Origin of the sequence: Reichenbachiella sp. MSK19-1, assembly GCF_003590315.1 — a bacterium.
Classification (GTDB): Bacteria; Bacteroidota; Bacteroidia; order Cytophagales; family Cyclobacteriaceae; genus Reichenbachiella; species Reichenbachiella agariperforans.
Genome location: NZ_MIER01000021.1, coordinates 87,242 through 113,621, shown reverse-complemented (window position 1 = coordinate 113,621; position 26,380 = coordinate 87,242). Strand labels below are relative to the sequence as shown.

18 protein-coding genes are annotated in these 26,380 nt (G+C 44.4%); 3 read left to right on the top strand and 15 right to left on the bottom strand.

What is annotated here, in order from left to right; all coding sequences use genetic code 11:
* Nucleotides 1–41: 41 nt before the first annotated feature.
* From BGP76_RS18375 to BGP76_RS18360, 4 genes are all read right to left on the bottom strand, one after another.
* The gene (locus BGP76_RS18375) at nt 42–3,746 is read right to left on the bottom strand and encodes a metallophosphoesterase (protein ID WP_119845774.1); all 3,705 of its coding nucleotides are present in this window, start codon (nt 3,744–3,746) and stop codon (nt 42–44) included.
* Nucleotides 3,747–3,798: 52 nt separating this feature from the next.
* Nucleotides 3,799–5,013, bottom strand: coding sequence for a Pycsar system effector family protein (locus BGP76_RS18370; protein WP_119845773.1), 1,215 nt, complete (start codon nt 5,011–5,013; stop codon nt 3,799–3,801).
* 91 nt (nt 5,014–5,104) lie between these two features.
* A complete protein-coding gene (locus BGP76_RS18365) occupies nt 5,105–5,896 on the bottom strand; it encodes an SdiA-regulated domain-containing protein (protein WP_119845772.1) in 792 nt (263 codons plus the stop codon).
* Nucleotides 5,893–6,966, bottom strand: a complete 1,074-nt coding sequence (locus BGP76_RS18360) for an adenylate/guanylate cyclase domain-containing protein (RefSeq protein ID WP_119845771.1) — start codon at nt 6,964–6,966, stop codon at nt 5,893–5,895. The genes BGP76_RS18365 and BGP76_RS18360 overlap by 4 nt, the downstream gene beginning before the upstream one ends.
* A 339-nt stretch (nt 6,967–7,305) precedes the next feature.
* On the opposite strand from BGP76_RS18360, the gene BGP76_RS18355 reads away from it, so the two are divergent.
* From BGP76_RS18355 to BGP76_RS20400, 3 genes are all read left to right on the top strand, one after another.
* On the top strand, nt 7,306–7,683 hold the full coding sequence (locus BGP76_RS18355) for a RidA family protein (protein ID WP_119845770.1): 378 nt from the start codon (nt 7,306–7,308) through the stop codon (nt 7,681–7,683).
* A gap of 109 nt (nt 7,684–7,792) precedes the next feature.
* Nucleotides 7,793–9,337 (top strand): glutamate--tRNA ligase, encoded by a 1,545-nt coding sequence (gltX, locus tag BGP76_RS18350; RefSeq protein WP_119845769.1) that lies wholly within the window; start codon nt 7,793–7,795, stop codon nt 9,335–9,337.
* Entirely contained in the window at nt 9,334–9,507 is a 174-nt protein-coding gene (locus tag BGP76_RS20400) for a hypothetical protein (protein ID WP_170863800.1), read from the top strand. Before gltX ends, BGP76_RS20400 begins: the two co-directional genes overlap by 4 nt.
* Nucleotides 9,508–9,832: 325 nt before the next feature.
* Here BGP76_RS20400 and BGP76_RS18345 read toward each other — a convergent pair whose 3' ends face one another.
* From BGP76_RS18345 to BGP76_RS18295, 11 genes are all read right to left on the bottom strand, one after another.
* Complete coding sequence (locus BGP76_RS18345) at nt 9,833–11,005, bottom strand: AGE family epimerase/isomerase (protein WP_119845768.1); 1,173 nt, start codon at nt 11,003–11,005, stop codon at nt 9,833–9,835.
* A gap of 59 nt (nt 11,006–11,064) precedes the next feature.
* Complete coding sequence (locus tag BGP76_RS18340; RefSeq protein WP_255416156.1) at nt 11,065–12,096, bottom strand: sugar phosphate isomerase/epimerase; 1,032 nt, start codon at nt 12,094–12,096, stop codon at nt 11,065–11,067.
* 9 nt (nt 12,097–12,105) lie between these two features.
* The gene (locus BGP76_RS18335) at nt 12,106–15,129 is read right to left on the bottom strand and encodes a PQQ-dependent sugar dehydrogenase (protein ID WP_119845767.1); all 3,024 of its coding nucleotides are present in this window, start codon (nt 15,127–15,129) and stop codon (nt 12,106–12,108) included.
* A gap of 184 nt (nt 15,130–15,313) precedes the next feature.
* Nucleotides 15,314–16,699: an MFS transporter gene (locus BGP76_RS18330; RefSeq protein WP_119845766.1), complete on the bottom strand. Its 1,386-nt coding sequence runs from the start codon at nt 16,697–16,699 to the stop codon at nt 15,314–15,316.
* A gap of 6 nt (nt 16,700–16,705) precedes the next feature.
* A complete protein-coding gene (locus tag BGP76_RS18325; protein WP_119845765.1) occupies nt 16,706–17,896 on the bottom strand; it encodes a glycosidase in 1,191 nt (396 codons plus the stop codon).
* An 85-nt stretch (nt 17,897–17,981) separates the two neighbouring features.
* The gene (locus BGP76_RS18320; RefSeq protein ID WP_158584332.1) at nt 17,982–19,703 is read right to left on the bottom strand and encodes a cellulase family glycosylhydrolase; all 1,722 of its coding nucleotides are present in this window, start codon (nt 19,701–19,703) and stop codon (nt 17,982–17,984) included.
* Nucleotides 19,704–19,739: 36 nt separating this feature from the next.
* A complete protein-coding gene (locus BGP76_RS18315) occupies nt 19,740–20,699 on the bottom strand; it encodes a glycosyl hydrolase (protein WP_216011342.1) in 960 nt (319 codons plus the stop codon).
* Nucleotides 20,700–20,771: 72 nt separating this feature from the next.
* Complete coding sequence (locus BGP76_RS18310; protein ID WP_119845763.1) at nt 20,772–22,463, bottom strand: glycosyl hydrolase; 1,692 nt, start codon at nt 22,461–22,463, stop codon at nt 20,772–20,774.
* A gap of 162 nt (nt 22,464–22,625) precedes the next feature.
* The gene (locus tag BGP76_RS18305; protein WP_221409908.1) at nt 22,626–23,825 is read right to left on the bottom strand and encodes a glycoside hydrolase family 26 protein; all 1,200 of its coding nucleotides are present in this window, start codon (nt 23,823–23,825) and stop codon (nt 22,626–22,628) included.
* 85 nt (nt 23,826–23,910) lie between these two features.
* On the bottom strand, nt 23,911–24,849 hold the full coding sequence (locus BGP76_RS18300; RefSeq protein ID WP_119845762.1) for a hypothetical protein: 939 nt from the start codon (nt 24,847–24,849) through the stop codon (nt 23,911–23,913).
* Between the two features lie 25 nt (nt 24,850–24,874).
* Nucleotides 24,875–26,368 carry a RagB/SusD family nutrient uptake outer membrane protein gene (locus tag BGP76_RS18295; protein WP_119845761.1) on the bottom strand — a complete coding sequence of 498 codons (1,494 nt, stop codon included), beginning with the start codon at nt 26,366–26,368 and terminating at the stop codon, nt 24,875–24,877.
* Between the last annotated feature and the right edge of the window lie 12 nt (nt 26,369–26,380).

Below are 26,380 nucleotides of genomic sequence, written 5' to 3'. Positions count from 1 at the left end.
CCCCTGCTTAGCACAAAAAAGAGATAGTAACTAAACCCCTCTTAAAACAAAAATTGGCTACCAATCACCAATAGTCCGTCATGATTAGAGATAGAATATGTGCCGAATAGCATAAAAGAGTCTATCGCATTGACAAATACTCCTCCTCCATATGAGCTATGCCAGTCTTCGGTAGCGTTTGTCCAAATTCTTGCAAAATCAAAATGCCCAAGGGTTCCCAGTTCAAAAGGTAATATATAGTTCTGAACTTCTAGCAGATTCATTCTTAGTTCCAAATTGCTAAACCCTATGGATTCTCCTGCATACCGATTTCTTCTGACTCCTCTAAAGTTTTCATAACCACTGAGGAAATTGGACTGAAAGAAAGCATAATCACCGATATTAGTAGAAATACCTGACCGAAAAGCAACTGTCGTTTGCTTCTTGATAAAATTGATCGGAATAAACAAGCTCAAAGAACTATTGACTTTGAAATAATCCACTTTGTCATTTCCTAAACTGTTGACATACTCTCCACCGATTTTAAATTCCATACCACTGTGTGGGTGCAGATCGTTATCCTTATTTAAAAACTGATAGCCTAATTGCCCACCCAAAAAATGTTGTGATTGGAGTTCTTCGCCCCCTACATTAGGGACAGCAGTTGACTCGAAGTTTACATAGCGATACTGCGGCCCAAAAACTAGCCTATTGGCTCGATTATCTGATGAAAAGGTCAGTGTCGGCTCAAATTCATAATTATCCATTAGAACATTGAAAGCTGATGCGTCATTGATATTCGGGTCACTGACGTCTCCATAGTAGAAATAAGCCAAAGGATGATTAATAGTCAGAGAACCACCAAAATCTACATTGCCTATGGCATCAATAAGTTCAAAATCATAGTATGCATTGAAGCCATTGATACCGAACATATAGTTGGTCAAAAATTTGTGATGGAATTTATAAGGCTCTTTTTTGAAACCATGAATCGTCTGATCAAACCCTGGTCCAATGAAGAAGCCATCGTTGGGATTGAAGCCAAATGATATGGCTGGCTTTAGTTTGTCGTACTCATACTCTAATCTGTCATAATCATACATGTCTTCTGAGCTCATGACTTTCAGCTTGGTCTCTTTACTTGGCTCTACATCTCTTTTTCCTTTTTGATCATATACTCGAGTCATCTTTTTGAGACCATTTACACTCGATTTATCTTCTATTTTGTCCTTGTCCTCTCCAGCTATGATTCGAACCAAAATGCTACTCTTGACATCTCCTGAGATCTGATATTCATCATGCCCCTCTAGTCCAAATATTCTGATTTCTTTGGTCTCATCTTTTTTAAATACACGATGATAGTAGATTTCATCCTTGACTTTCTTTCCGTCTTTTCGTGGATAAGCATTAACCTCTACGTCTCCATTTTTTTTTCTCTTGATCGAGATAAAATCATCCTTATAACTACCAACTACATCTACTTCTCTGGCTAATGCCTCGTAGTATTCCGTGACATAATCAACCAACTCATCTCGGCGTATTTGTAGACTCCCAATTATCTCTTGGCCTCTGATAGCAAACATCTCAGGAGGAAATTGACGAACGGCCTCTTCGATCTCCTGATCCGACAGATTAGATTGGATATACTTGGCTTGGGTCACCCAATCTTCCAGTGTTGCCTCGGTCAAGAAGCTCCGATCAAAATGTCGAGCCTGTGTATTGAGACCTAGCACATCTTCCGCACCACCATAAAAATCCTGTGTATACCAGAGGAGCCACCTCCATTTGGCAACATTCATACTGATCCCATCCGCTCTAAAAAAAGCTTGATCTCGGTCTCTAGGGATCGGACGATAAAGCGTATAGTCATCCTCTTTGAATCTCGCCCATCGCCATTGATCATCATGTCTATCAAAATCTCCAATGAGCATATCAAAAGCTCGTGATCTTACCGCAAAATTTTTATCCACTTTGTGAGTCGGTTTGCTATGTGTCTTTTCGAGCATTTTGGTAAAACTCATGACTTTGTCACTATAACCATAGTTCGCTTGATCGGATACATCATCATCAGGTCTTTGCTCTAGCAAACAAAACATCCCTCCAAACTCCTCCATATAATCCCCCAATATTGAATCCTGAGGCACATAAACGAGCTTTGCATTAGAGTAATATACATCGACCTCTTCTGAGAGATAAGGAATGACAACTCCAGCATAAGGGTGTGATCCTGCAAACCCGTCGTATACTAACTCTTGCGCTATGGTATTTCTTAGTTTATGTGTGATGATGAATTCGGGGCTTTTTTTGACTCCTCTCAAAGTGTACTGTTTGCCATCTCCACCTTGCATCCGTAGTGAAAGGGTCTGCATCCCTCCTCCTTTTTTGATAGGCGTCAGACCTCCTTTTTCATAATGAATATCCAAATAAGGTACTTTGATCGAGGTGCCCCATAGATCTCTATTGAGTTTGCCTAGCAAAATGGTTTTAACACCTTCTGCTTTTTTCAGACTATCAGGAGATACCGTTTTATACATTCCTTCATAGGATATTTTATTGAGCCTCCCTGTCTTATTCGCTTCAACGGCTTTTTTGACATACAAAAGCTTTCTAAAAATGACATTCTCTTGGTTGGTTGCCTCATCAACTGCTATGAATTCCAGCCATATTTCTCCATTTTTATAATAGGATATTTTGGAGTAACCTTTGTTTTCTGCACCAAAATCAATCGCATTGTTAAACTTCATAGGTGTTACCTTGCTGCCACTACCACTGATTATATGATGTATATTCTCTTCTTGGACGTATTGGAGGTTGTGTTCATGACCTGATGCATAGATGATATTATAAAATTCGTTCATCTCTCCTTCCAATTCATTTTTCATTTCGGTATATACAGGGTTGACTATATCTTGATTGATCCCAATGAATTTTCTATAAAATGGATATATACTCCCGAGAACTGGTAATGGGAGGTACGCCTTTTTGTTCAAGGCAGTCAGCGGAAAGATGTGGTCCTTCATTTTAAAATTCCCTCCGTGTTTCCCATTGCTATATAGTGGGTGATGCCCCGCTACAATAATGTTTTGATTACGATATTTTTTCAACATATCGTACAATGCTTCCTTGAGCTCCTCGGTACTTCTAACATCACAGTCATTCTTTTCTCCAATGGATTTTTCGAACTGATGCAACCACCACTGCGTATCGATCACAATGAGCATCAAGCCTGGAGACAGCTGTACCTCTGTCGGACCTGGGCATCCATTTTCAGGAAGGAATACATTTTCCTTGTTTAGGTACTTGCTAATATACTTTTCTTGCCTCTTGACATATTTTATCCCTTTCCTTTTACCACCCTTCCAATCGTGATTACCTGGGATAAAAACAATCTCTCCATCAAAGTCTTTGACTATGTTTAGTTGAGGGTTTAATCGTGCTTCATCTTTCAGTCTATGTTCACTACTTTTTTTGTGCAGACCTTCTGGATAAAGATTATCCCCTAGAAAGACAATACCTGACTTATTGCTATCAGCATTCTTAAGGTGCTTGGACACATTGTTTAGAACAGAACTAGACCGAATGCTATCTTCCCCTGCATCACCGATTAGATAGAGGCTGTACATAAGGTCATTATTCTCCGCTGGTGAGGTATTGTCCCAGTCATGATTTTTTGACCCATAAAAGACCTTTGCTCCCGAACATCCCAGTAGTAGTAATGTAATGACGACAATGTATATGCTACTTAATTTCCTTTTGATTAGCATCATTTGCTAGCGCTTGTAGTGACTCAAAAATCGATTGATTTATGACAGTATAAACTTATTCAAGAATGGAACGTGTATGAACTGCAAATAATAGCATTGTGATAATAAGCCCTGATACAAAAACATAATAGCTCCATCTTAATAGTTGATATTTCCGATTCAGTACTTTTCCTAGAAAATATAAATCCCTTGTTAAGCTTTTATACAAATAATCTTTATCCTTCATGAGTTCTCCTATACTCCACTCATAATCTTCAAGAGACATTTTGTGGAAGTTGCCAAAGAATATAAGATTCCCTTTTTTCTCATCCACCTCCTTTTTGGATAGGCTCCCATTAGTCGTTTTGGGTATCGTAGACAAAATGGACAATATAATCGTCGTAATACTAAAAATAGAGAGGCTCAAGCCAGGGTAGATTAAATAAGCATTATTGTCTAGTTTAGGAAACAGAATAGACAGTGCTATAGAGATAATAATACCATTGACACTGATTAAAGTATTTGCTTTATTATCTGCGATTTGACTAAGACTCATATGATTTCTCAATGCCGTCCTAAACATAGTCTCGATTCCCTTTTCAGGAAGATCATTCTTAGACTTTTTCCCACCTTTCTTGTTACTCCTTTTTCCCTTGTCCAATTCATTTTCTATCGGCGCTTTCATGGACTCTAACTCTTTCTTCGCTTGATCTATTTTGATAATATTTTCTTTCTTCACAGGTCTATAGTTAGCCTTGGCATAGGCCGTGTTATACTGATGCTTGCGTAAAAACACACTACACATACCCATCCATTGATGCTGAGTGATATCAGCTTGGATCTTAGCTTTTATTTCATCATAGAGCTTCCCATATGAGGTAGTCAAATAGTCAGGGTTACCCAGGTGAGATAGATCAGCATCCTGAATGACTCCCTCCAAGACAGTCGAGGGAGTATGCCCTAATTTAGTCGCCATAATCAATTGCTGGATGATCGTGATCTTATCCTCATCGTAAGCTTGATCTGTCAAAAATTTAGCAGCAATTTCCGCACTTTCTCTTTCATGATCTTGGCTCCCCATTGTATAGGCTATATCATGAAACAGTACTGCTATTGACAACAATTCCTTATCCTCATTGGTAACTCCGTCCGTATGATTCGCTATTTCTAAAGCTGCCTTATAAACTTCCAAGGTGTGCTCCCAATTATGATAATATAAGGATTTTTCTTCGCACTTTTCATAAATGCTCTGCACATATCCCTTGCTATTCTCTATAATTTCACTACTCATGATAAAAAAGATTAGATAAACCTTAAACAAAAAAATGCCCCCTATCGATATAAGTGACGGCTTAATTTTAACACCTATGCCCCCATAGGTTTCAATGCAAAAAGTTAAATCTTAGAATATCAGATGCACGATCTTGTTTTTCATTAGATATAAAAAGGTTGCCAAATGTATCGAAAGCGACACCTTCAGGTTGAGAAAATAGCTGTTCATTTAGTTGAACAATGTGGAGAATAACGCCCTCCACATCTAATACAAGTAAGGTCTTTGAAAATGAACTTACTATATAAATATTCCCATTGGGATGTATTGCAATACCGGATGGTTTAAATTTTTTATGCACTTGATTTCGTTTGATCTTATAGGCAGGTTTTTTTTCATATCTATTTGATTCAAGTGAGAAAGAATAAATAAAAAAATGATCTCGTTCATCTTTGTCTCCATGCTCTTTGCAGGCTACCAATATCCTGCGATTTTGGCCATCAAAACATAACCCTTCAAAATCAAAATGTTTACTGTGTTTGAATTGATATTCCTGAATATTTTCCTTTTCGTCGAATCGAAAAATCGCCCCATCACTCCTGAGCATATATAACATTTTTTGACCATATGTAATCCCTTCAAAATCACCATCTTTACCAAAGTCTATTTGATACATGACGGCTCCTGTACGTGCATCTAGGTAATAGATTCGACCTTTTTCATCTTGTACAGCTGCAATTATTGAATCGGACAGTGTCGTCATTCCAGATATTTCATCAAGCTCACCCGAAAGCCGAACACGGTGATTTGGATTATTGAGATCATAGTCTAGATTTTGACTATTACACTGAATAGTCATAGAGCTAAGCCATAAGCACACGGTCATACGCATCACCTTTATCATGATAGTTTTATTTCATAAAGATCAACTTCATGCTCTTTACCTTTTAAACAAATGGAGCCTACATTGTTAATTTCATAATTATCCTGATTCGTCATTTGATCATGAAGCTTTTCAGAAATAAGCAATTGAGCGCCTAACCTATTGCACATATCTTGGATTCTAGACGCAGTGTTTAAAGTATCTCCATGGTAGACAATCTCGCGTTTTATGTCTCCTACTTCGGTGATCACCACAGGACCAATGTTAGCTCCGGCTTTGAAGTAGGGACGAATGCCAAATTGTTTTTCATAATAATCAGATTTAGCCTGCATGATTTTCGAGAAGGCAAAAAATGCCTTGAGAAAATTATTGTTTTTGAACCCCTTTTCTGGAGACCAACTAATGACCACTTCGTCTCCCACATATTGATAAATCTCTGCATGAAATTGGTGCACAACTGCAAACTCCATAAAACAGTTTTGAAGAAGTTTACTAAATTCTAAATGTCCGATTTTTTCTGCAAAAGTGGTAGAGTCCTTCATATCAATAAACATGAATATCCGCTCTTCCACATGTGGTTTGAAAAATTTACCAATAAGCACTTTCCAAAGATTACCTGAACCTATTTTTCTTTCCATTTCAATCACGAATTTGGACAACACAATAGCCAAGATTAAATGAATAAGGACAAACAATACATCTGTAAACTTCAACTGATTAGCAGGACTTCCAGAGATCGCATACATAAGCTTTTGATAAAAACCTGTCATAAAATGGATCACTAAAACAATCATGGCCGACTGTACTAAAATACCTGTAAGTAGGATAGTGCCAAGAGATCTGTTTTTCATCATTTTTTTTACTAGTAAAACATCCAGCATACTTGACAAAGCTGCAAGTAAAAAAGCCCCTGTAAATACTATCAGAAAGGAGAATTTATATTCCCCGAAAGATCTTATAGTGTTAATTTCTTGATGTGAAACATTATAAGATTCAGCAACTACCACTCTACTAAAAACAGACAGTACCAAAAAAACAAATCCTATGATGAAGTAAATCTTAAAACACTTCTTAATATCTCTATACAACATGTGATTTTCTAAATTCTAAAATACTAAACATTAGTAGCAATTGGGAAAACACTCGTAAAGCTCATTCTGTTCTTTCTGAGCAACCTTTAACTCATCACTTATATACAAAAAAACACCTTTTTAAGGGGCTTTTCACTCTATTGACAAGGTTTAGTTTGAGCACTGTGAGCCCAATTCCCTCATCTACTAATTTTCATGTTAATGGCTTGACTTAAATTATGCCCAACACTCCCGTGAGACACATAGTTCCTACAAAACCATTCTATATTATGCCTCCAAATCTCACACTATCCCATCCAACATACCCAAATGCATTTCAGTTTGCTTTAAATTTGTGTCATGCACAAAGTAATCTACACCCCCAACGCGCCAGAGCCAATCGGGCCTTATAGCCAAGCGACTTTCGCAGAAAACACCCTCTATGTATCTGGACAGATCCCTATAGACCCTGCAACGGGCGAAGTGGTACAAGGCCACATAGAAGACGAAACCCGTCAGGTGATGAAGAATATTCAGGCAATTTTGAAAGCTGCCCGAGCGGACTTTTCCAACATCGTGAAGTGTAGTATATTCGTCAAGGACATGGGAGATTTCGCTAAAATCAATGCGATCTATGGAGAGTACTTCCTCAAAAACCCGCCCGCTAGAGAAACGATAGAGGTCAGTGCACTGCCCAAGAATGTCAATGTAGAGATCTCTTGTATAGCTATCCTGTAGCCACAGGGCTATAGATATTATTGAACGCTACGGCAAAAAATCAAGTATAAATATCGACTTTTGCCCCTACCGGATTTGATCCGGTATTTTTTAATAGAATTAAACAAAGATGAGTCAAGAAGTACGCGTAAGATTCGCTCCTAGCCCTACGGGCGTTTTACACATTGGTGGTATCAGAACTGCCCTATACAACTACCTATTTGCGAAGAAAAACAACGGAAAGTTCCTCCTCAGAATAGAAGACACGGACCAGTCTCGATTCGTCGAGGGAGCAGAACAATACATCAAAGATTCTCTGGCGTGGTGTGGCATCATACCTGACGAAGGACCCGATCAAGGAGGTGACTTTGGCCCCTACAAACAGTCCGATCGCAAAGACCTCTACAAAGGCTATGTAGACCAACTGTTGGCAGAGGACAAGGCATACTATGCTTTTGACACGCCCGAAGAACTGGACGAAATGCGCGAGACGCTCAAAGCAGCCAAAGCGAATTCGCTCAACTACAACTCCATCAGCCGAAACACTATGAAGAACTCTCTGACGCTATCAGCCGATGAGGTACAGGCAAAACTAGACGCTGGCGAACCCTACGTGATTCGCATCAAAGTCCCCGCTAAAGAAGAAGTAAGGCTCAAAGATATCGTCAGAGGCTGGGTCAACGTCCACACCTCTACCATGGACGACAAAGTCCTCATGAAATCTGACGGCATGCCGACCTACCACCTCGCCAACGTCGTGGATGACCACCTCATGGAGATCACCCATGTGATCCGTGGGGAAGAATGGCTACCGTCTGCACCACTACACGTCCTGCTCTATCAGTACCTCGGATGGGGTGATGAGATACCTGAGTTTGCTCACTTGCCACTACTCCTCAAGCCTGACGGCAATGGCAAATTGAGTAAGAGAGATGCTGAAAAACATGGCTTCCCGATATTCCCACTAGCATGGCAAGGTCAAGGAGAAGATGGTGAGCTGAAAGGGTTCAAAGAAGAGGGCTACTTGTCTCCTGCCTTTGTCAACTTTCTGGCATTCCTAGGGTGGAACCCAGGAGGGGAAAACGAAATCTACTCGCTCACAGAGCTGGTCAAAGAATTTTCGCTAGAACGAATCACCAAAGCAGGGGCTAAGTTTGACATCCAAAAAGCCATCTGGTACAACCAACAATACATCCGTCGTATGTCACCTAGTGCACTGGGGCAACTGCTACTAGCGCAAACCACAGCCGCGGGTATTACTTGCGACGCTGACAAGGCTACAGCCATTGCAACGTTGCTACAAGAGCGCATTGATTTCATCCCTGAGCTGTCTACCAAAGGAGCTTATTTCTTTGGTCAGCCTACAGACTATGACGCCAAGACGGTGAAGAAAAAGTGGAAGGAAACCGCACAAGCCGTACTCCCACAGCTAGCGGATAAACTCGATACCGAAGAGACACTCACTGCCGAGGGAATACAGGAAGCTTTCCACGCAGTACTCGCCGACAATGAAGCAGGAGCGGGGATGGTCATGCAGATCCTGCGTGTAGCAGTGACTGGAGAGGCTGGTGGTCCAGACCTCATGAAGATCATGGAAGTCTTAAGAACAAAAGAAGTCTCACATCGTATAAAAAAGGCAGTAGAGAGTTTTGATACGATGACTGCAGCCACATGAAAAACAAAAAATCTTCCAAGCCCAAAGTAAACCCAGCACTCGAAGGACTGGAGATGAACATCAATAGTTTTGGTGAGATCAAATCCAGCATGAACATCGACAAGCTCAACGAGTTCCTAAATGAGAATGTGGAAGATAAAAAGCTAAAGGATCGAGAAGACAAAAACTGATCGCAGAAAGCATTTAAGCACAAAACAAAAAGGAGTAAGTAGACGATCTACTTACTCCTTTTTGTTTCCCGTCCCATACTAACAGTTCTTACCACAAGTGGGCTCCCTGATAGCTCCTTCGTCGTTTAGGATCAGTCTGTATTGCTGGGGATAAAAATCAATACCTGCCTGATTCGGCAGACAGGTTCGACATTGAGCATTCGATATTCATTTTTCCAATCATTGGAACAATGTCTCAAGAACATAAACACATTTCCTTTTCACAAAAAACAATAACGAATTTCGAGCAATGAATCTTGAATATCGAAGTAACCACCATCCTCTTCTACTTCTCCAACCTATTTATCAGCTCCAGCATTGCTCTACCGTTATGATAGGGGCACTTCCAGGGACCCGCTTTGTCTTCGGATTCTACACGCTCTCCTTGTCGTTTGACTCTCCAGAACCATTCGCCTGACGGATCGATGATATTGGCTTTGGTGAATGTCCATATCTGATTGGCTTGTTCCAAATAACTGTCCTTACCACTAACCTGCCAAGCATTGACGAGTCCTACCAACGCCTCAGCTTGAGGCCACCAGTGCTTGTCCGTATCGGTGAGTCCATGCGGCGATGCTTCGTTCATCAGTCCTCCATCGCTATCCAACCCCTCCATCGCAGCGTCCGCCATTTTCAGTGCCAGCAGATTGGTTTGCTCTGTCAGTACATCGTCTCCCAGTACCTCGGCAGCCTCCGCCAGCAACCAACTCCCCTCGATATCATGTCCATAAGATATCTCGTCCGATAGCAGTGTCCAGTCATCATCAAAGAACAGGTTGAAGTGATCACTCGCACTAATAAAAGTACTGCTCATCAGCTCTATGAGGTTTTTCAAACGCTGCCCCAATTGGTCATCCTTCCATACACGATACAGGTTGGTATATGCCTCCAGTATGTGAAGGTGCGTATTCATAGTTTTGGTTGCATTCATGTCCTTTTCACTGAGACGCACATCATCGATCACGCCCCATTCCCTATCAAATGCCTCGTAGTATCCATTGCGAGAGGCATCATAACTATGTTGTTCCAGTAGCTCGAACAAGCCCTGGGCCAACTTCAACGCATCGCGCTGCGGACTCACCTGATGGTACTCAGACAAAGCATAAATCGCAAAAGCCTGTGCATACACCTGCTTCTTGTCTTCGGTCACCTGCCCCTCACAATCTAGAGACCAATACACTCCTCCTTGTTCGGTATCAAAAAAGTAGCTGGTCAGATAATCATACGCTCGGTCAGCTATCGTCAGGTGTGTAGCATCATTCGTCTGCCGGTAGGCAGCAGAGAAAGTCCATAGAATCCGTGTATTTAGGATGATGGCTTTGTCTGCATCTGCATGCAACTGCCCCTGTCCATCGATACGACCATAAAACCCGCCACGGGTCTCGTCCACCATCTTCTCTTGCCAAAACGACAATATATTTTCATTGAGCACCGCTAGTGCTTCTTCCTTTGTGATCATAAAAATGTAATGCTTTATGCTAAACTAGACCTGACAGGTCTAAACTCAACAACCTTAATTTAAACTCTACCTACTTTTTTCAACAACGCTTTGGTGGCTTTGATACCGTCTGCCTCGGACAGCACATCTCCTTCGTACTCTACACCAATGTAGCCTGTGAACCCAGCATCCTTAGCGATTTGCATCATTTTGGCAAAATCTGTGTGTGTCTCATTTCCTTCCGCATCAAAATCATGCGCCTTGGCACTCAGCCCCTGAGCAAAGGGAATCAAATCCTTCACGCCCTGATATCGGTCATACTCGTTAGCACAGCCATCTGCACCACGCTCGATGCAGAAGTTGCCAAAGTCAGGCAATGTACCGCAGTACTCGCTGCTCACCTGTGAGATCACGTTCGATAGCCACTTGCCATCCGACGAGTATCCGCCATGGTTTTCTACGATGACATGAATACCATTTTGTGCACCGTATTCTGTGAGACGACCGAGCCCATCGACAGCTGCCGCCCTCACTTCATCGGCTGTGCCGTTGCCTGCCGCGTTAACACGGATGCTATGACAGCCTAGTATCTTGGCTGCATTGATCCACTTATAGTGGTTCTCGACAGATTGAATTCTAGCTGCTTCATCTAAATCCCCTAGGCTACCCTCCGCATCACACATAATCAACTGGCTACTCACGCCCAAATCATCGCAGCGGGTTTTCATTTGCTTCCAAAACCCTTCATCAGTTCCTTTGGAGAAGTAAAATGTATTGACATACTCTACTGCATTGATCCCGAAATCACGACTCGCCACAAGAGGAAAGTCAACCGCAGCGATATCTCCCTGCAAGAGAGAATCAGGGTCAGATTTCAACCGCTTCCCAAAATCCTCCCAACTCAACTCACGGCTCTTGCCAAAAATCGAGCGATTGAGTGACCACTGTGCCAGTGAGATATTGAAAAACAATTCTGCCGTTTCTTCTTCAGCACTTCCTTTTTGCGCAGAAGGACTGCAGGAATTCAGGATATTCATCCCGCCAAACAAGGCCAAGCCTGTACCTGCTGCTCCGATCAATTTGATCGCTTTTCTTCTATCGTTTTTCATCATTGATGCTTATTAGTTGAGGTGAAATTTTATTTGATCTATTCCTATTGGCACTGAAGTCTCTTGAGGTTTCAGTACAAAATAGATATCGCTGGCTCCTTTAGCCTCCAAACGCATATCTGCTTGTTTATTCTTAGCACTCAATTCGCAAGTGGAAAGAAGTTCTCCATCTACACTGCCTCGGTGTAGTTCTATCAACACTGATTCATCAGTTCCCGTAGCTGCGGTGATCTGATAGCTTAATTCTAACCGCTTAATATTAGTAAGGTCAATGTCCTCAAATGCAAAATAGCTCTCCTTGCCTTCTCTGCGCAAAAAGCGACGGTCTCCCTCTTCAATGCTTCCTTCCACCACAAAACCACTCTTATGATCCGCCGCTTCGGCTTGTTTGACTGGCAGTGTCAGGGTCACTTCCATGAGAGCCGTCAACGAAGCGGTGTTTTTCACCCCACCGTGATCCGTATATTTTGCTTCAAAACGATAATTGGCTTGGCTACCTTTAGGAGTCGAAATCGACCCTTTCGTTTTAATTTTCTCTGCTTCTTGCGCAGGTGCATCGTTGACGGAGAAGATAAAATCTACAATTTCCTTGGCCGCTTTGACCGTGAGATCTGGGTGCGCTGGCATGGCACCATCTCCCCAGTTGCCCACACCTCCACCAATTATTTTCTTTGCGAGAACCTCTTTGGCAATGTAGTCTTTGTCATAGCGCTCCGCTACCTCATGGAAGCTTGGTCCGATTGACTTCTCGTTGATTTTGTGACAGCTACGGCAATCACTCGACTGTATCAGCCGCAATCCCGGAGCGATTCCATCCTGACTCATTCCATCCAATAAGGCCAAACTAGCCGGCGCACGGTTGTCACTGCCTTCGTAATGCGTCAGACTAATCGCCACTTCATTTTCATTAACCCCACTTCCTATCGTGCCGTCTTCTTTGTCATTCACCACTAAGTTGTATTTGATCGAACGACCCGGCCAGTAAAAGCTGCTATTGTCTGCAAATTCGAAAGTTAACTCTGGCTTAGCATTCCCTGCAATCAAGCTGGCTCGACTGGTCGCACTGGCATTGTGATTGTCCTTGACGACCAACAGTACTTCGTACTCTCCTGGCTCAGTCAGCGTCGCAGTGGCTTCAACTCCCGTCAGGTTAATTTCTTTTGGCCCTTCGATGAGCCATATATACTCTAGCTCGTCCTGCTCATCCAAGTCTGAGCTACCCTTGGCGGAAAAATTCACCTCTAAAGGAACGCTCCCATTGGTCGCCGACAGCTCTATGTTCGCCTCTGGTGCGCGGTTGCCATACGTAAAATCCAGACGAATGAGCTTCGAATCATGATTGTCCGTAAAGTAGCCTATCCCATACTCCAGTACATAGAGTGCCCCATCAGGACCAAAGGTCATGTTGATCGGGGATGCCAAAACGGACTTGTCCAAGAATGGCTCAATGGACAGGAAGTTACCTTCCTCATCGAGAGAAATCACCATGATCCAATCTCTGGCCCAATCAAAAGCAAAGAGTTTGTTGTGGTAGTAAAGTGGGAATTGAAATCCCTTTCGTTTCATCTCGTAATAGTCATAGACATCACCCACCCCAACAGAGCGCGAGCCCTTGCCAACTCTTGGAAACTGCTCCGTCTCATCAAAAGTATAGTACAGCATTGCTGGTACCGCAGGAGGCAAATCCTTTGCTCCTGTGTTATTCACGGAAGTATTGACTGGATGCTGCGGATCGAATTTTGCTCCCAAGTCTCCTGTCTCAAAATCATAGTCTGCGTAGGCTTTGTTGTCAGCATTGAAATAAGGCCAGCCGTAGTTGCCCGGTGCTTTGGCGATGTTGATCTCGTCATGTGCCGATGGGCCTCTTTCGCTGGTGACATTGCCATCCGGCCCGACATCTCCCCAAAACAACCAATTTTTCTTTTTGTTCATCCCAAGGGTAAAAGGATTTCGAGCACCCATCACGTAGATTTCTGGGCGACCCTCTGAACCATCTTTGGCAAATAAATTGCCATCAGGAATGGTATAACTGCCATCAGCTTCAGGATGGATTCTTAATATTTTTCCTCTCAGGTCAAGCGTGTTCGAGGAAGATTTTTGTGAATCCCAAGCCGAACGACCGGGACGCTCATCCAGCGGCGTAAACCCATCTGAATCTCTAGAGAAAGTATCATCTCCCGTACTCAGGTATAGGTTTCCTTCTAAGTCTATCTCCAAATCTCCCGCCGAGTGACAGCACTCATCTCGCTGTGTAGGTATCTCGATTATCACGATTTCTGACTCATGATCCAAGCCCTCTGGCGTCAAGCGAAAACGAGACACATGCTGCTTGGGTTCATCTCCGGGAGGAGAATAAAAAACATAAGCCCACTGGTTGTGTTTGAAATCAGGGTCTAAAACGAACCCTAAAAGACCGTCTTCTTCGCCCGTATAAACTTCCAAACTATCAATCTCTTGGTAATCATCGGTACGCGGATTGTAGAGATTGATGGTCCCCTTTCGTTCGATCCAGTAGACCAAGGACTCTTCCGTCACGGCGATACACATGGGCTCACGCAACGGTGCAACCAGCACTTGTCTTTTCAACCGATCCGGTGCAGGTTTTTCAGGCGTGGTGACTTGGCTGTAATCCAAATCCGCTTGACGCAAACTTAGATTCTGCTCATCGCAGTTGATTAGGACTTGCTCTGACGCAAAGAAAGGTAACAATTGCCCCCAATTGTAGATCGTGTCTTGACATACAAATGTCACCTCACCGCCCGCTTCCAAATAACGCTCGATGCTGTTTCGCTCATTAAAATCCAAAGTAGCAGGAGCTGACGCTACCAACAAATGACTCGCCATGACCAAATCATCGGGTCGCAACTGAGTCACCACCATCACCGAATCAAACCCTGGCTCCTGAGTTTGCGAAGCGACATCTGCTCGCACGACTAAAAGCGAAGACTGCTGCTCACAACTCCCTAACACCCACACACACAACACTGCTATTGGGAATAATATCTGTTTCCAACTCCCCTTCAATTTATACTTCATAAATACCGATCAATCATTGATGTAATGTCTATATGACGTTTTCTGACTGTGATCAAACCCCTCGTTTCACTTTTCAAAATCATCACTTTCCTAAAGATGGTAAATAATGCTGGCATGTATGGAACTATGATACAAACCTCCCTGTTTTTTGAGCGATCTACACTAGCTTATCCCCTCGCCCGACTCACCTTTCGTTCAATTCATTTTTAACGTCTGCCATGAATTTTTCATCCAGTTTATACATCCGCATAAAACCAAAAGAAGCCAAAGCGCCCAAGCCAGCAATCACACTGATCATGAGCCGTATGCCCAGCAATGCATCCTGACTCTGCTCCACATTGGGTTCGAACCCGAACCCTGCAAGCAACCAGCCTGTGATGGCACCACCGATCGTCCAACCAAATTTCTGTGACATGGACGAGGACGAAAATACCAGTCCTGTGGCTCTTCGTCCTGTTTTCCACTCCGAGTAATCAGCAATATCCGCATACATCGACCAACCCAATGGCAGAATAACCCCCGCAGTGATCCCTATCAATACATTCAATCCGAAAATCAAAAAAATCTGGTCTGATGGAATCAAAAAGAAAACGAAACTCAACCCTGCTGACAACAAAGCGGCATAACTAAAAGTGGTCTTCTTGCCCAGTCGCGCAGCAATCGGCTTGGCTAATAGTACCCCGACAATGTTAGTCGCCAACCACACAGACATATACACCGACGAAAGCACTGTAGAAGTCAGCTCATATTTGGTCCCAAAAAATGACAGGCTTTGGTCTTTGATGTAATATTTGAAATAATAGAGAATAGACCCATCTCGGAGCGAATTGAATATCAGAATGGAAATATTGGCTCCCAGCATGATAAACCAAGGCGTGTTTTTGCTCAAATCCTTGAGGTCATCTTTGAGGCTGTTGCTTTCGTCTTTGGGTGGGGCGAGTCGTTCTCTCGTCCACAGGAAAGTAAGAAAAAACAAAATCGCTGCTACCGTCGCATAGATCGCTATCGTGTACTGAAATCCAGTTGCCTGATTGGTCGTCTCACTAAAGTAAGCCACCAGCGCATTGGCTGTGGCAGTCACAAACAACCCACCAGAAAATGCACCAATAAACCTCCATGATGCCAAAGAAGTCCGCTCCACACTGTCGTTGGTCATCACCGCCATCAGCGAACCGTAGGGCACGTTGACCGCTGTGTACACCATCATCATCAGCGAATAAGTGATGTACGCATAGATGAGTTTGCCATCAGAGGAGAGATCAGGAGTTGTAAAAGTCAGTACGCCAATGATCCCAAAAGGAATCGCCACATAGAGCAAATACGGTCTGAATTTACCCCAGCGGCTTTTGGTGCGATCGGACACCAATCCCATAATCGGATCATTCAGCGCATCCCATACACGAGTGACTAGAAACATAGTCCCCACAGCTGCCGCAGATATCCCAAAGACATCTGTGTAGAAAAACAGCAAAAACATGGAGAATAGCTTCCAAAACATAGACGAAGCAAAGTCGCCAAAACTGTAGGCGACTTTTTCTCTAAAACTTAACTTGTGTGATATCTCTGACATTCTGATTTATTTAAGACCGTTGGCTTTTAGGAAAGCCAGGTTCTTGTCTATCAATTGATTTCTAGTTTGGACACTAGCATAAGTTCTGAGTCCATCCTCTGGTGTATTCTTGCAGTAGTCTACCAACTGTGCGACTGTAGAGGTTGCTACATGCAATCGCGTATCTGACGATGCATAGTAGATCAGTACCTCCCCATTGTCTTTGGTAATCCATCCGTTGGTAAATAGCACATTGGATACATCACCGACCCGTTCTTCATCTTGTGGAGACATGAAATGCCCAGCGGGTCTATGAATCACCCTAGACGGATCATCCAGTGCAGTCATGAACATGTAAAGCACATAGCGCAATCCCGCTGCAGTATTGCGCACGCCATGTGCGAGGTGCAGCCACCCTTCTTCTGTTTTTATAGGCGCTGGGCCTTGACCGTTCTTTACTTCCTTGATCGTGTGATAGGTTTTGGGGTCGATGATTTGCTCATCGCTGACCTTGGCGTTTTCCATGCTGTCGGTCAATCCCCAGCCAATACCTCCGCCTTTTCCTGCATCGATGAACCCATCCTGTGGCCGGGTGTATAATGCATATTTACCGCCAATGAACTCTGGGTGCAACACAACATTGCGTTGCTGGCTGCCACCTGAATCGAGATCGGCCAATCGCTCCCAAGTCACTAGGTCTTTGGTACGAGCAATTCCACACTTGGCTGTAGCGGCTGACTGATCTGCCTCTGAGGCAGTGTGATCTCTACGCTCCGTGCAGAACAGTCCATAAATCCAGCCATCCTCATGTCGAGTCAACCGCATGTCGTAGACATTGGTATCAGGCTCATCTGTCTCCGGGAGTGTGATGGGATGATCCCAAAAACGGAAATTATCTATCCCGTTTTCACTTTCCGCTATCGCAAAGAAAGATTTCCTATCATCTCCTTCTACTCTGACGACCACACAGTACTTTCCTTCAAAAAAGATGGCCCCAGCGTTGAAAGTCGCATTGACGCCCTGACGCTCGGCGAGGAACGGGTTGGTCTCTGGGTTGAGATCATAACGCCAGATAATCGGCGTATGCTTATGCGTCAAAACGGGATTTTTATAGCGCTTGATAACGCCATTGGTTTCGATCTGTGGCTCATTTTTTTGACTCAATAATGTATCGTGGTTGGCCAGTAGTTTCTTGACCTGTTCTATGCTTGCACTCATTTGTTTATATGCTATTCGTTTGATTCAAGTAGAAAAAGGGAACGCTCACAAGAAGTAAGCATTCCCTATACGTTTACTAATTATACTATTTCTTTGGCGTCAAGATGTAGATCATTTCGTCCCAGCTCTGGAGCGATACCTTGGGGATGACCAAACCTGACTCTCCTGCGGCGATACTACCATTCGTGATGAAAGATCGATCGTCTGGATTGAAACGTTTGATATCGTAGCTACCCACTCGCAGATCCATCACCAAATCCGATTGGAGTCGCTCCGTTTGGCTATTGAGTACTCCGACAAAAATTTTCTCCCCGCACTGCACACTGTAGGCTTCTAGTCCTTTGGACGCGACCGCTACGGGCTTGAATGCTCCGTCGCCTGCCGCCAGCATCATGTCACTAATCATGCGCACGCTCTGAAAATAAGGCGTCATGTTTCGGTCATCAAAAAACTCCCACCACCAAGTCATCGGCAGGATGGGTGTCGGGTTGAACAGACCATACCACAGTCCTCTCTTGTAGTCATAGTCAGACTCCTCTGCGATGGTAGAAAAGTCCAAGTTCCAGTCCCACTCATACCCAAACTCTCCCCACACGAAAGGCTTGCCATACTCCTCGGCATACTGATTGGTCAGAGCAGGGATTTGATCCGTCTTCTTGTAGATATGACGCTGGGCTATGTCAATATTTTTGACATCAAACATCCCGTCAATCTCTCGATGCGACACACTGGTCGTCACGATGTGACCATATGGATCAATGGACTTGATGTAGTTGCTCATCTCCTCATGCCAAGCCGTCACATGCTCATGAGGTATTCTGATGCTATCATGCGGTGTACGCGTAAAAACCGAATTGTCGATCTCGTTGAAAAACTCCCATGCCCCGATGTGCGTACTGTAGCCCCATCTCGCCACGAGGAAACGAAACTTGTTTTTGGACATCTTGCGTGCGTCCTCATTGGTAAAGAAATCCGTTGGCGTCTCGGCGGGACCTCCATTGGCGGTATTGTAGCGGTAGTTTTCCCAGCCACCCCCATCGATCAAGGGACCGTGGGTATTCATCGCCAGCATCATGTAAAGATCCAACGAATCAATCATATCCACCAGTTCGTCCATGCGCTGGATTCCCTGAGGATGAAAGTAGGCATCTGAGTCCGTGTAGCGATCTGTGTGCTTGGACACCTTGGGCCACTCTATCGGCAGATCCCAAGCACACATCCAAGTACGGAAAAAGTTGGCACCATTTTCGGATAATGTCGGGAGCAAATAATCATAGGTATGTTTAGGATTCTCATAGTTTCGAGACTCCCAGCCTACGTTCTCTCCAATGCCACGAAAAGGCTTTCCACTGTCAAATTTCAACGTCCAAAAATCATTGACATGAAGAAATCCGTCAGAGCTTGAACCAGATACTTCAAATGTTGATTTAGCACTAGACAATGACACATCAGCCTGCGTCAGCTTGAAGTAATAACTATAGCTCCCCACCTCTGCAGCGGCAAACCTCGCCTTCCATAGTGACTGCTGCTCACCGCTATTTCGCTCAAAATAACAAGGCAAAATCAAATCCTCACCTAAAGGGGTCGTGAGAATCATGTCCAACATCACCTCGTCTTGATCATAGGCATTAACATACTGGGTATTGACTATGATCTCAAATTCTGCTTTTTCATATTGTTTGATATCTCCGCTAATCAATCGATAGCTATCGATCAGCCCGCCTCCAGGGCAGCCCTGCAACAACACCATACTGACCATGACAAGGCCAGTCAGCAGTGTTTTTCTCCATCTTTTCATATTACTCATCTTATTCTTTCTTAACCCCATTTTCATATCGGAAAATTACCATCCAGGCATTTCATCGCGTGTCACTATTCTTTTGTTCTTATATAATTTTTTGATGTCGTCTATCGAGTTGCTTTCCTTGACCAGCTCTGCCCATGGCATGAAGAAAATCCACCTAGGTTGGGCTTTGAGATGCGCCGACGTGGGCAGCTTAGAACACTCTCCGATGGCCATGGGCTTGTCTCCCGCGATAGGCAAAATGTACTCATACCATTTTTGATCAAAACCCTGGTCATAAACATCAAAGGCAAATACGTCCCAGTATTCGTCTCCAGGATTGTACTCTTCAAAATCCCAACTCATGTCCTGCATGTCCCATACCCAGATGAGATTATCAAGCCCTTTCACATCCGTGAAATAATCATGTGTGATACGGTACAGCTTGGCAGTTCCCTCTGCTCCAGGACGTCCTCCCCACCAAAACAGCCCTTGGTTCATTTCGTGCAGCGGACGAAACATCGCGACCACTCCATGGTCTTTTAGATCTTGCAAATACACTGCGATTTCGTCCATACGCTTTTTCCACGCCTGATTCAGTTTAGTACCGTCAGTTGTCAGTTCTAGCCACTGCTCATCTGTCAGTTGGGCATTGAGCAGTCCTGGATCCCAGCCACATGGCTCACCCTGATCAGGAGGACATGCGTGCCACATGAGATTGATCATGGCACCATTGTCCCATTGCTCTTTGGCCTCTGCGATCATGGTAGCTCGCTCATCGATGTTGTCTTGCTGAAACAGGAAATCACCGCTCCATAGGGCAGGGTACTTGCCAGTCGTTTCATAGATAAATTCTGTCCACCTATCTGGATCAGCATTGGGCTCTTTGTTGTGCTGACCCGCCAAAGTTTTCTTTCCAGATATTTCGTAGAGGTAGTCCATCACTTTTGACTTTTGTGCGGACATAGAGGATGCTACCAAGAGGAGCATCATGAGTAGGGTTATTTTTCCTTTGTTCATTCTGTATTTTTATGGGAGGATAAGAGGTCGGGAACTAAAACAAAACCCAACCTCTCTCGCTCTGTCTATTTATTACTTCTCCTTTAACAATTTGCCCGAAAGTATCTGCGTCGCACTCACCAATCTAAAATGATATATCCCTGGTGCAATAGCAGCTCCGTGGCTATCTAAGCCTTTCCAGACTATAAAATCCTGCGCATCCCGTCTATCCGCTGCGGTGAACCTCCTCAGCTCACTGCCACTCATATCATAGATACTTAGCTCAAAATCCCCCTCTCCCACCACTGGTATCCGTACTTGGTCACCGAATGGATTAGGGTATGCGCCCAATTCAAGGGTTAGATCTGTTTTTTCAGCTCTCCTTGCCCCGCTATTGGGAGTCAAGGACCACCAGTTGATATTCCAGCCACCAGTGAGGGCTTTGATTCCAAAGTTCTGCGTACCTGCGCTGAGGTTGACGGTCTGGTAAATAGTCGTCCATGACTGGTATCCACCCGTTGAAGGCACAGCGACAGAGCCATAAGACGCACCCCCAGCTTGCTCGAACTGAATCGTTCCTCCAGCTGAACTCGCTACGCGATAAGCTATCGTATAAGCACCCGAAGAAGGCACTGTGATGCTGTTGTAAGTCATCCAGTCTCCGTTATCGATCCATCCGACGTTGAGATTTCCTCCACCGGGATCGCTCGTTGTTTCGGTCTGCACTCCGCTCATGTTGTCATAGTCCTCGGCTTGGATGTACTGTGTCCCGCCTCCACCTGATCCTCCATTTTGCCAAGTGCCTGTGCCATTCCAGCCAGGCATCTCGTTGAGTGTGAGCACACGGCTCGACCAGTAGATGTCTTGTATTTTTTGATTGCTATTCGCAGAAAATGTCAACTCAGACCAGCCCATAAAGAACGTCCACAAGGGCTGATTGTTGAGCAAATTGACAGCAGGTAAATCTTCGCATTCTCCGATACCTATCGGTCTTCCGCCCGCTTTAGCCACCATGGCATTGTACTTGGCCGTGCTGTATCCCTGACCATCACTCCAATACATATCCATCGTCAGTACGTCCCAGTAGTTCCATCCCGGATCGTAGTTGTATAGATCGTTAGCCAGGCCGCTGTAGTCTTGCATGTTCCACACCCAAATCAGGTTTGACAACCCTTTCGTATTGGTCATATAGTCATGGGTGATTTGGTAAAGTCTCGCGGTACCATTTGCCCCAGGCCGTCCGCCCCACCAGAACATCCCTTGATTCATCTCGTGCAACGGTCTAAAGAAGACTTCCACCCCAGCATCTTCGAGTTGCTGCAGGTAATAGGCCACATCATCCATGCGACTCTTCCAAGAATTGTTGATGGCAGTACCATCGGTAAGCAACTGATCCCACTCCCACTGACTCATCTGACTGAGCACACCATTTGAGTCCCAATAGCAAGGTTCTCCTTTGGCAGGGTTACAGGCGTGCCACATGATGTTGACCATCGCGCCATTGTTCCATTCTTGGATGGCCTGATCTATCATCGTTTGTCTGTTAGCAATTTCATTAGGTTCGAATTGAAAATCCGCACTGTACAAACCCGGCCATTGCCCGATAATCCCGTTGAGCTGCTGGCTGTAGCCATTCGGGTTAGCATTAGGTTGACGGTTGTGCATCCCACCTATCGTTTTCGTCCCTTGAATACTGTACAAATAATTCAGTGATTCAAAGGGTGTCTGCGCATTGAGCGTCAGACATAGTGGTATCAGTGCAATAAAAAGTTTTAATGCTTTCATAATAGTTAATCATAGTAATTTGGTCTTTGTCCGAACCCTATTGATTCGGCTCATGCGTGTGTTAATCCATGACCGGTTTAGATCGCTCTTCCCGAAGGATCAAAAAGCAATGCAAGAGGTCTTTCATCACCAAAACCACTCATGGACATCATTGTAGGCGTACTATTGCACTGTAATCCCCTCGACTGCCTCATACATGTCAGGCAAGTCTGAACTAAATAGCATATAGTCGCTCTCATAGAATGTCACAAAGTCATTGGCAGAACTATGCCCTATCCATGGACCATAGTAGTGGTACCCAGACCCTGTCGGATCATACTTATTTCTCCACATCACGACAAGACTCACCCCCTTGCCATACATGGCAGACATGATCTCCTGTGTCCAATAATCCGTGTATTCTTTACCATCTTTTCTCACCCCTTCTATCCCGGTTTCGGTCACACCACATGGTTTAAGTTTTTCTTTGGATAGCGTAGCGAGATTTCTAGAGTTGGTAGCAAGTGACTTGGTATTGGTACCGTGGTAGCTGTCCATCCCGATAAAATCGACATAGTCATCTCCTGGCCACCTGTAGAGCAGATTGTCCACCGTGCCTTCACTATCTATCTGTGGCGAGATCGCAAAAATCAGATTATGTACACCCTTTTCGAGTGTCAGATAGTCAACCGTAAACTTCCAAAAAGAGATAAATTCTTCCTGCGTCGTACAGCTGCTACCCCACCATGACCAACTCTGCGTGTGCTCGTGATAGGGACGAAAAATGATCGGAATCAATTTCCCATTTTCATCCTTCAGACTCGTCACAAAAGTAGCCAATCTATCCAGCCATACTTTGTAAGTCATATTGACTTCACTGCCCTCTTCTAAGATACTCTTGACGACCGTGTTGTCAGAGTTGTCCCACGAGTCTCCACCCGTTTTAGGGTTGTTGAGATGAAGGCAAGCTGTAATCACTTCTCCGCGCGCTCTTGCTTCCATGATCGTGCGTTTTCTATCATCATTGAGATCACTGGTCAGATACCTTTCGTCCATGACCTCCGCAAAATCCACACTGAATACGGCTGGGTAGTCACCACAGACTTCTTTGGTATCGGATCGTCCTGACTCTGCATACCATTCGCGACCGTAGAGCAAGTCATCGTGGTGCCCAAACATCATTCCCCTACTTTGCACATCCCACAGGTTGGCATAGAGCGCTTTGGTCTCGTCCGTGGCACTCTTATCTACCAACTGGAGCGTCACAGGTTCTACTGATCCACCATCCCCGTCTCCATCAGGATCGACGGTAGACTCATCTGTCGAGCAAGCCATCAAAAAGGCTGAAGCTAAGATCAAAAGGCTATAAGTAAACTTTGTCATATCGGTGTTCTTCTTCGAGTAAATGTGAATAAAGCTAGCCTCCATCATATATTAAAATCATGATGGAGACCTGCTTTCATATCGTTTATTGTTTGGTCAAATCAATCCAAAACCTCCTCGGTTTCTTCACGAATTTGTCATAGTCACTGTAGATGTTGTCCCAGTCATCCGTACCGTTGATATCAAAGGCCAGTGCTTGCTCTGTGGTCACTTTGGACAGTCCATTTCCGAGATCCTCAGTACCTGCAGCCACCAACTCGGCTGTACTCGTACTCCCATCTGCGAAGGTGAAAATGATTCTATCCAAGGCGTAGTTTCGCTCCCAAGTACCCGCTGCTTTTGGCACAGTGCGGTAGAACGGGTTGACATCCGTCGCAGGATCCAATATATACTGAAAATCCGCATAGAGGCCATCAGCACCTTCATTGTTGGTAATGGCACCATAGGTATTTCCCTCGGCCGTAATCCCCGTCATCTCGAAAGTAAGCGTATTGTCTAACTCTGCCTCTGGGCCACCCGTTTCAGGCCATATCCAAGGTTTTGATGTCATAGGCAATACGCCTCCGCCACCGTACTCTGGGCCCGTACCACCATAGACGATCAAGTCCGTGATGTCATAGGTTCCTAGCAGGGTCTCTTCGAACGAAAAGACCTTGATGGTGTAGTCTCTGGACTTACCAGTAGGCGATGTGACTGTCAACAGTGCAGTCTGATCGGAGTTCTCGAAATTGAGTGATTCGCCCTGCTCCACACTCGAGGTAGCCCCATAAGAAGTCTGAATACTCTGTAGCACGATATTGCTTAGATCAGGGATCTCACTGACATTGATCGTCAATTCGATCGTTCCCGTTGATTCATCTACTCTCGTGATCGTAGGTGTCCCTACTTGGTTCTCAAATTTGAGATTGATGACACTACGTTCGTTGTTCCAATCACCCGCTTCGATATCTTCTAGCGGATCCTTGATACAGGCCATATTGGCCACTAGCAGTATACTGAAAAGTATATATGTTATCTTTTTCATATTTAGTCTTTTTGATGTGCGCGAATTATAGTCCTTGATTCAGGTCTATTTCTAACTGTGGGATAGGGTAAAAAGCGGCTTCTTCGTCGGTAATACCTGCAGCCTCATCTACCATCTCTGTGACTTTATTGATTCGACGTAGGTCATAGAGCCTGTTCCCCTCGAAAGCCAGTTCCCAGCTTCTCTCTTCTATAATCCTGTCTCTAAAGTCTACAACCGAAAGACCTGCCGGCAAATCACCCAATCCTGCTCTGTTTCTCACATAATTGACCAAATCGTAAGCCTCTGCAGTCGGACCTACTGCCTCTGCATAGGTCAGTGCGATATCTGTATAGCGAATCAAGAACGGTCTCGTACTCGTCTTGTCCGCAATGAACTGTGGATCCACATATTTTCTACAAAAACGGTATGGAATTGCTCCTGGGAAAGCAGCTGATTCTACTCCATTTTCGTCATATACGGCATCCACCAATAGCACCTGCCCTCTGGCATCTGCGCCATCATAGGTATTGTAAAAAGTCTCCTTGGTCTGGAAGACACTCCAGCCATCGTGCGACTTATCGTATGTCCCATCTCCATTGTCGATATAGATATCTCCTCCTGAGATGTATGGAATGAAAAGCTTAGAAATTTTGGAATAATCTCCCTCTATCGCTCCCGTTCTATCCATAGACATCAAAAAGATGTGCTCTGGACCTCTTGGGCTTTCTACATCATAGATATGCATCAGGTCTGGATCAAACCCATAGGTCGCTTGATCATTGACGACCTGACCAGAAAAATAAGCCGCACTATCATACAATGTCGCTGCATTCAAAGCCAAATCCGTGTACAGCGGTACACTGCTGGCTTTGGAAGACGCCATATAGATGTACGCTTTGGCTGCCAAAGCCTGTGCCGACACCTCATCTGCACGCCCTAGCGCTGGCAATACCTCTAACAACTCGATGGCTCTACGGCAGTCACCAATAATCAAGTCATATAGCTCATCCAGGTCTTGTGCCATCGGTGCTGCAGTCTGTCCCAGTTCCGCGACGAGTTCCTTGTGCACAGGCACCAAACCGAAGTTTCTGACGAGGTTGAAGTAATTCCATGCTCTGAGGAAATAGGCCTCTCCCAAATATCTCTTCTGCGCATCAGCAGGAATGTCAGACGCAGGGATTGCTTCCAAAATACCGTTCGTTCTATTGATCGCGATGTAGGCGTATTTGAAGTAGTTGTACAAACTCCTGTTGTTAGAGAAGTTGTCTACAGTCCAATTGTTGAGCGCCTGAGCATCTGCTCCTTCGTCCGTTTTAGGTCCTACCTCATCGGTCGGCATATCTCCCAGCATGAACACACCTCTAGAATACTCTAGATAGGTCAATGCGTCATAGGCATAACTAACTGCTGACTCAGCATCTGCTTCGGATTTATAAAAATTATCTTCTGAATAAAAACCATACGGCTCTTCGGTCAGATCGCAGCTATTGGCCATCAAAAGACCGAATAGTATGAATATATAATATCTAATTTTCATCTTTGTCTTTCT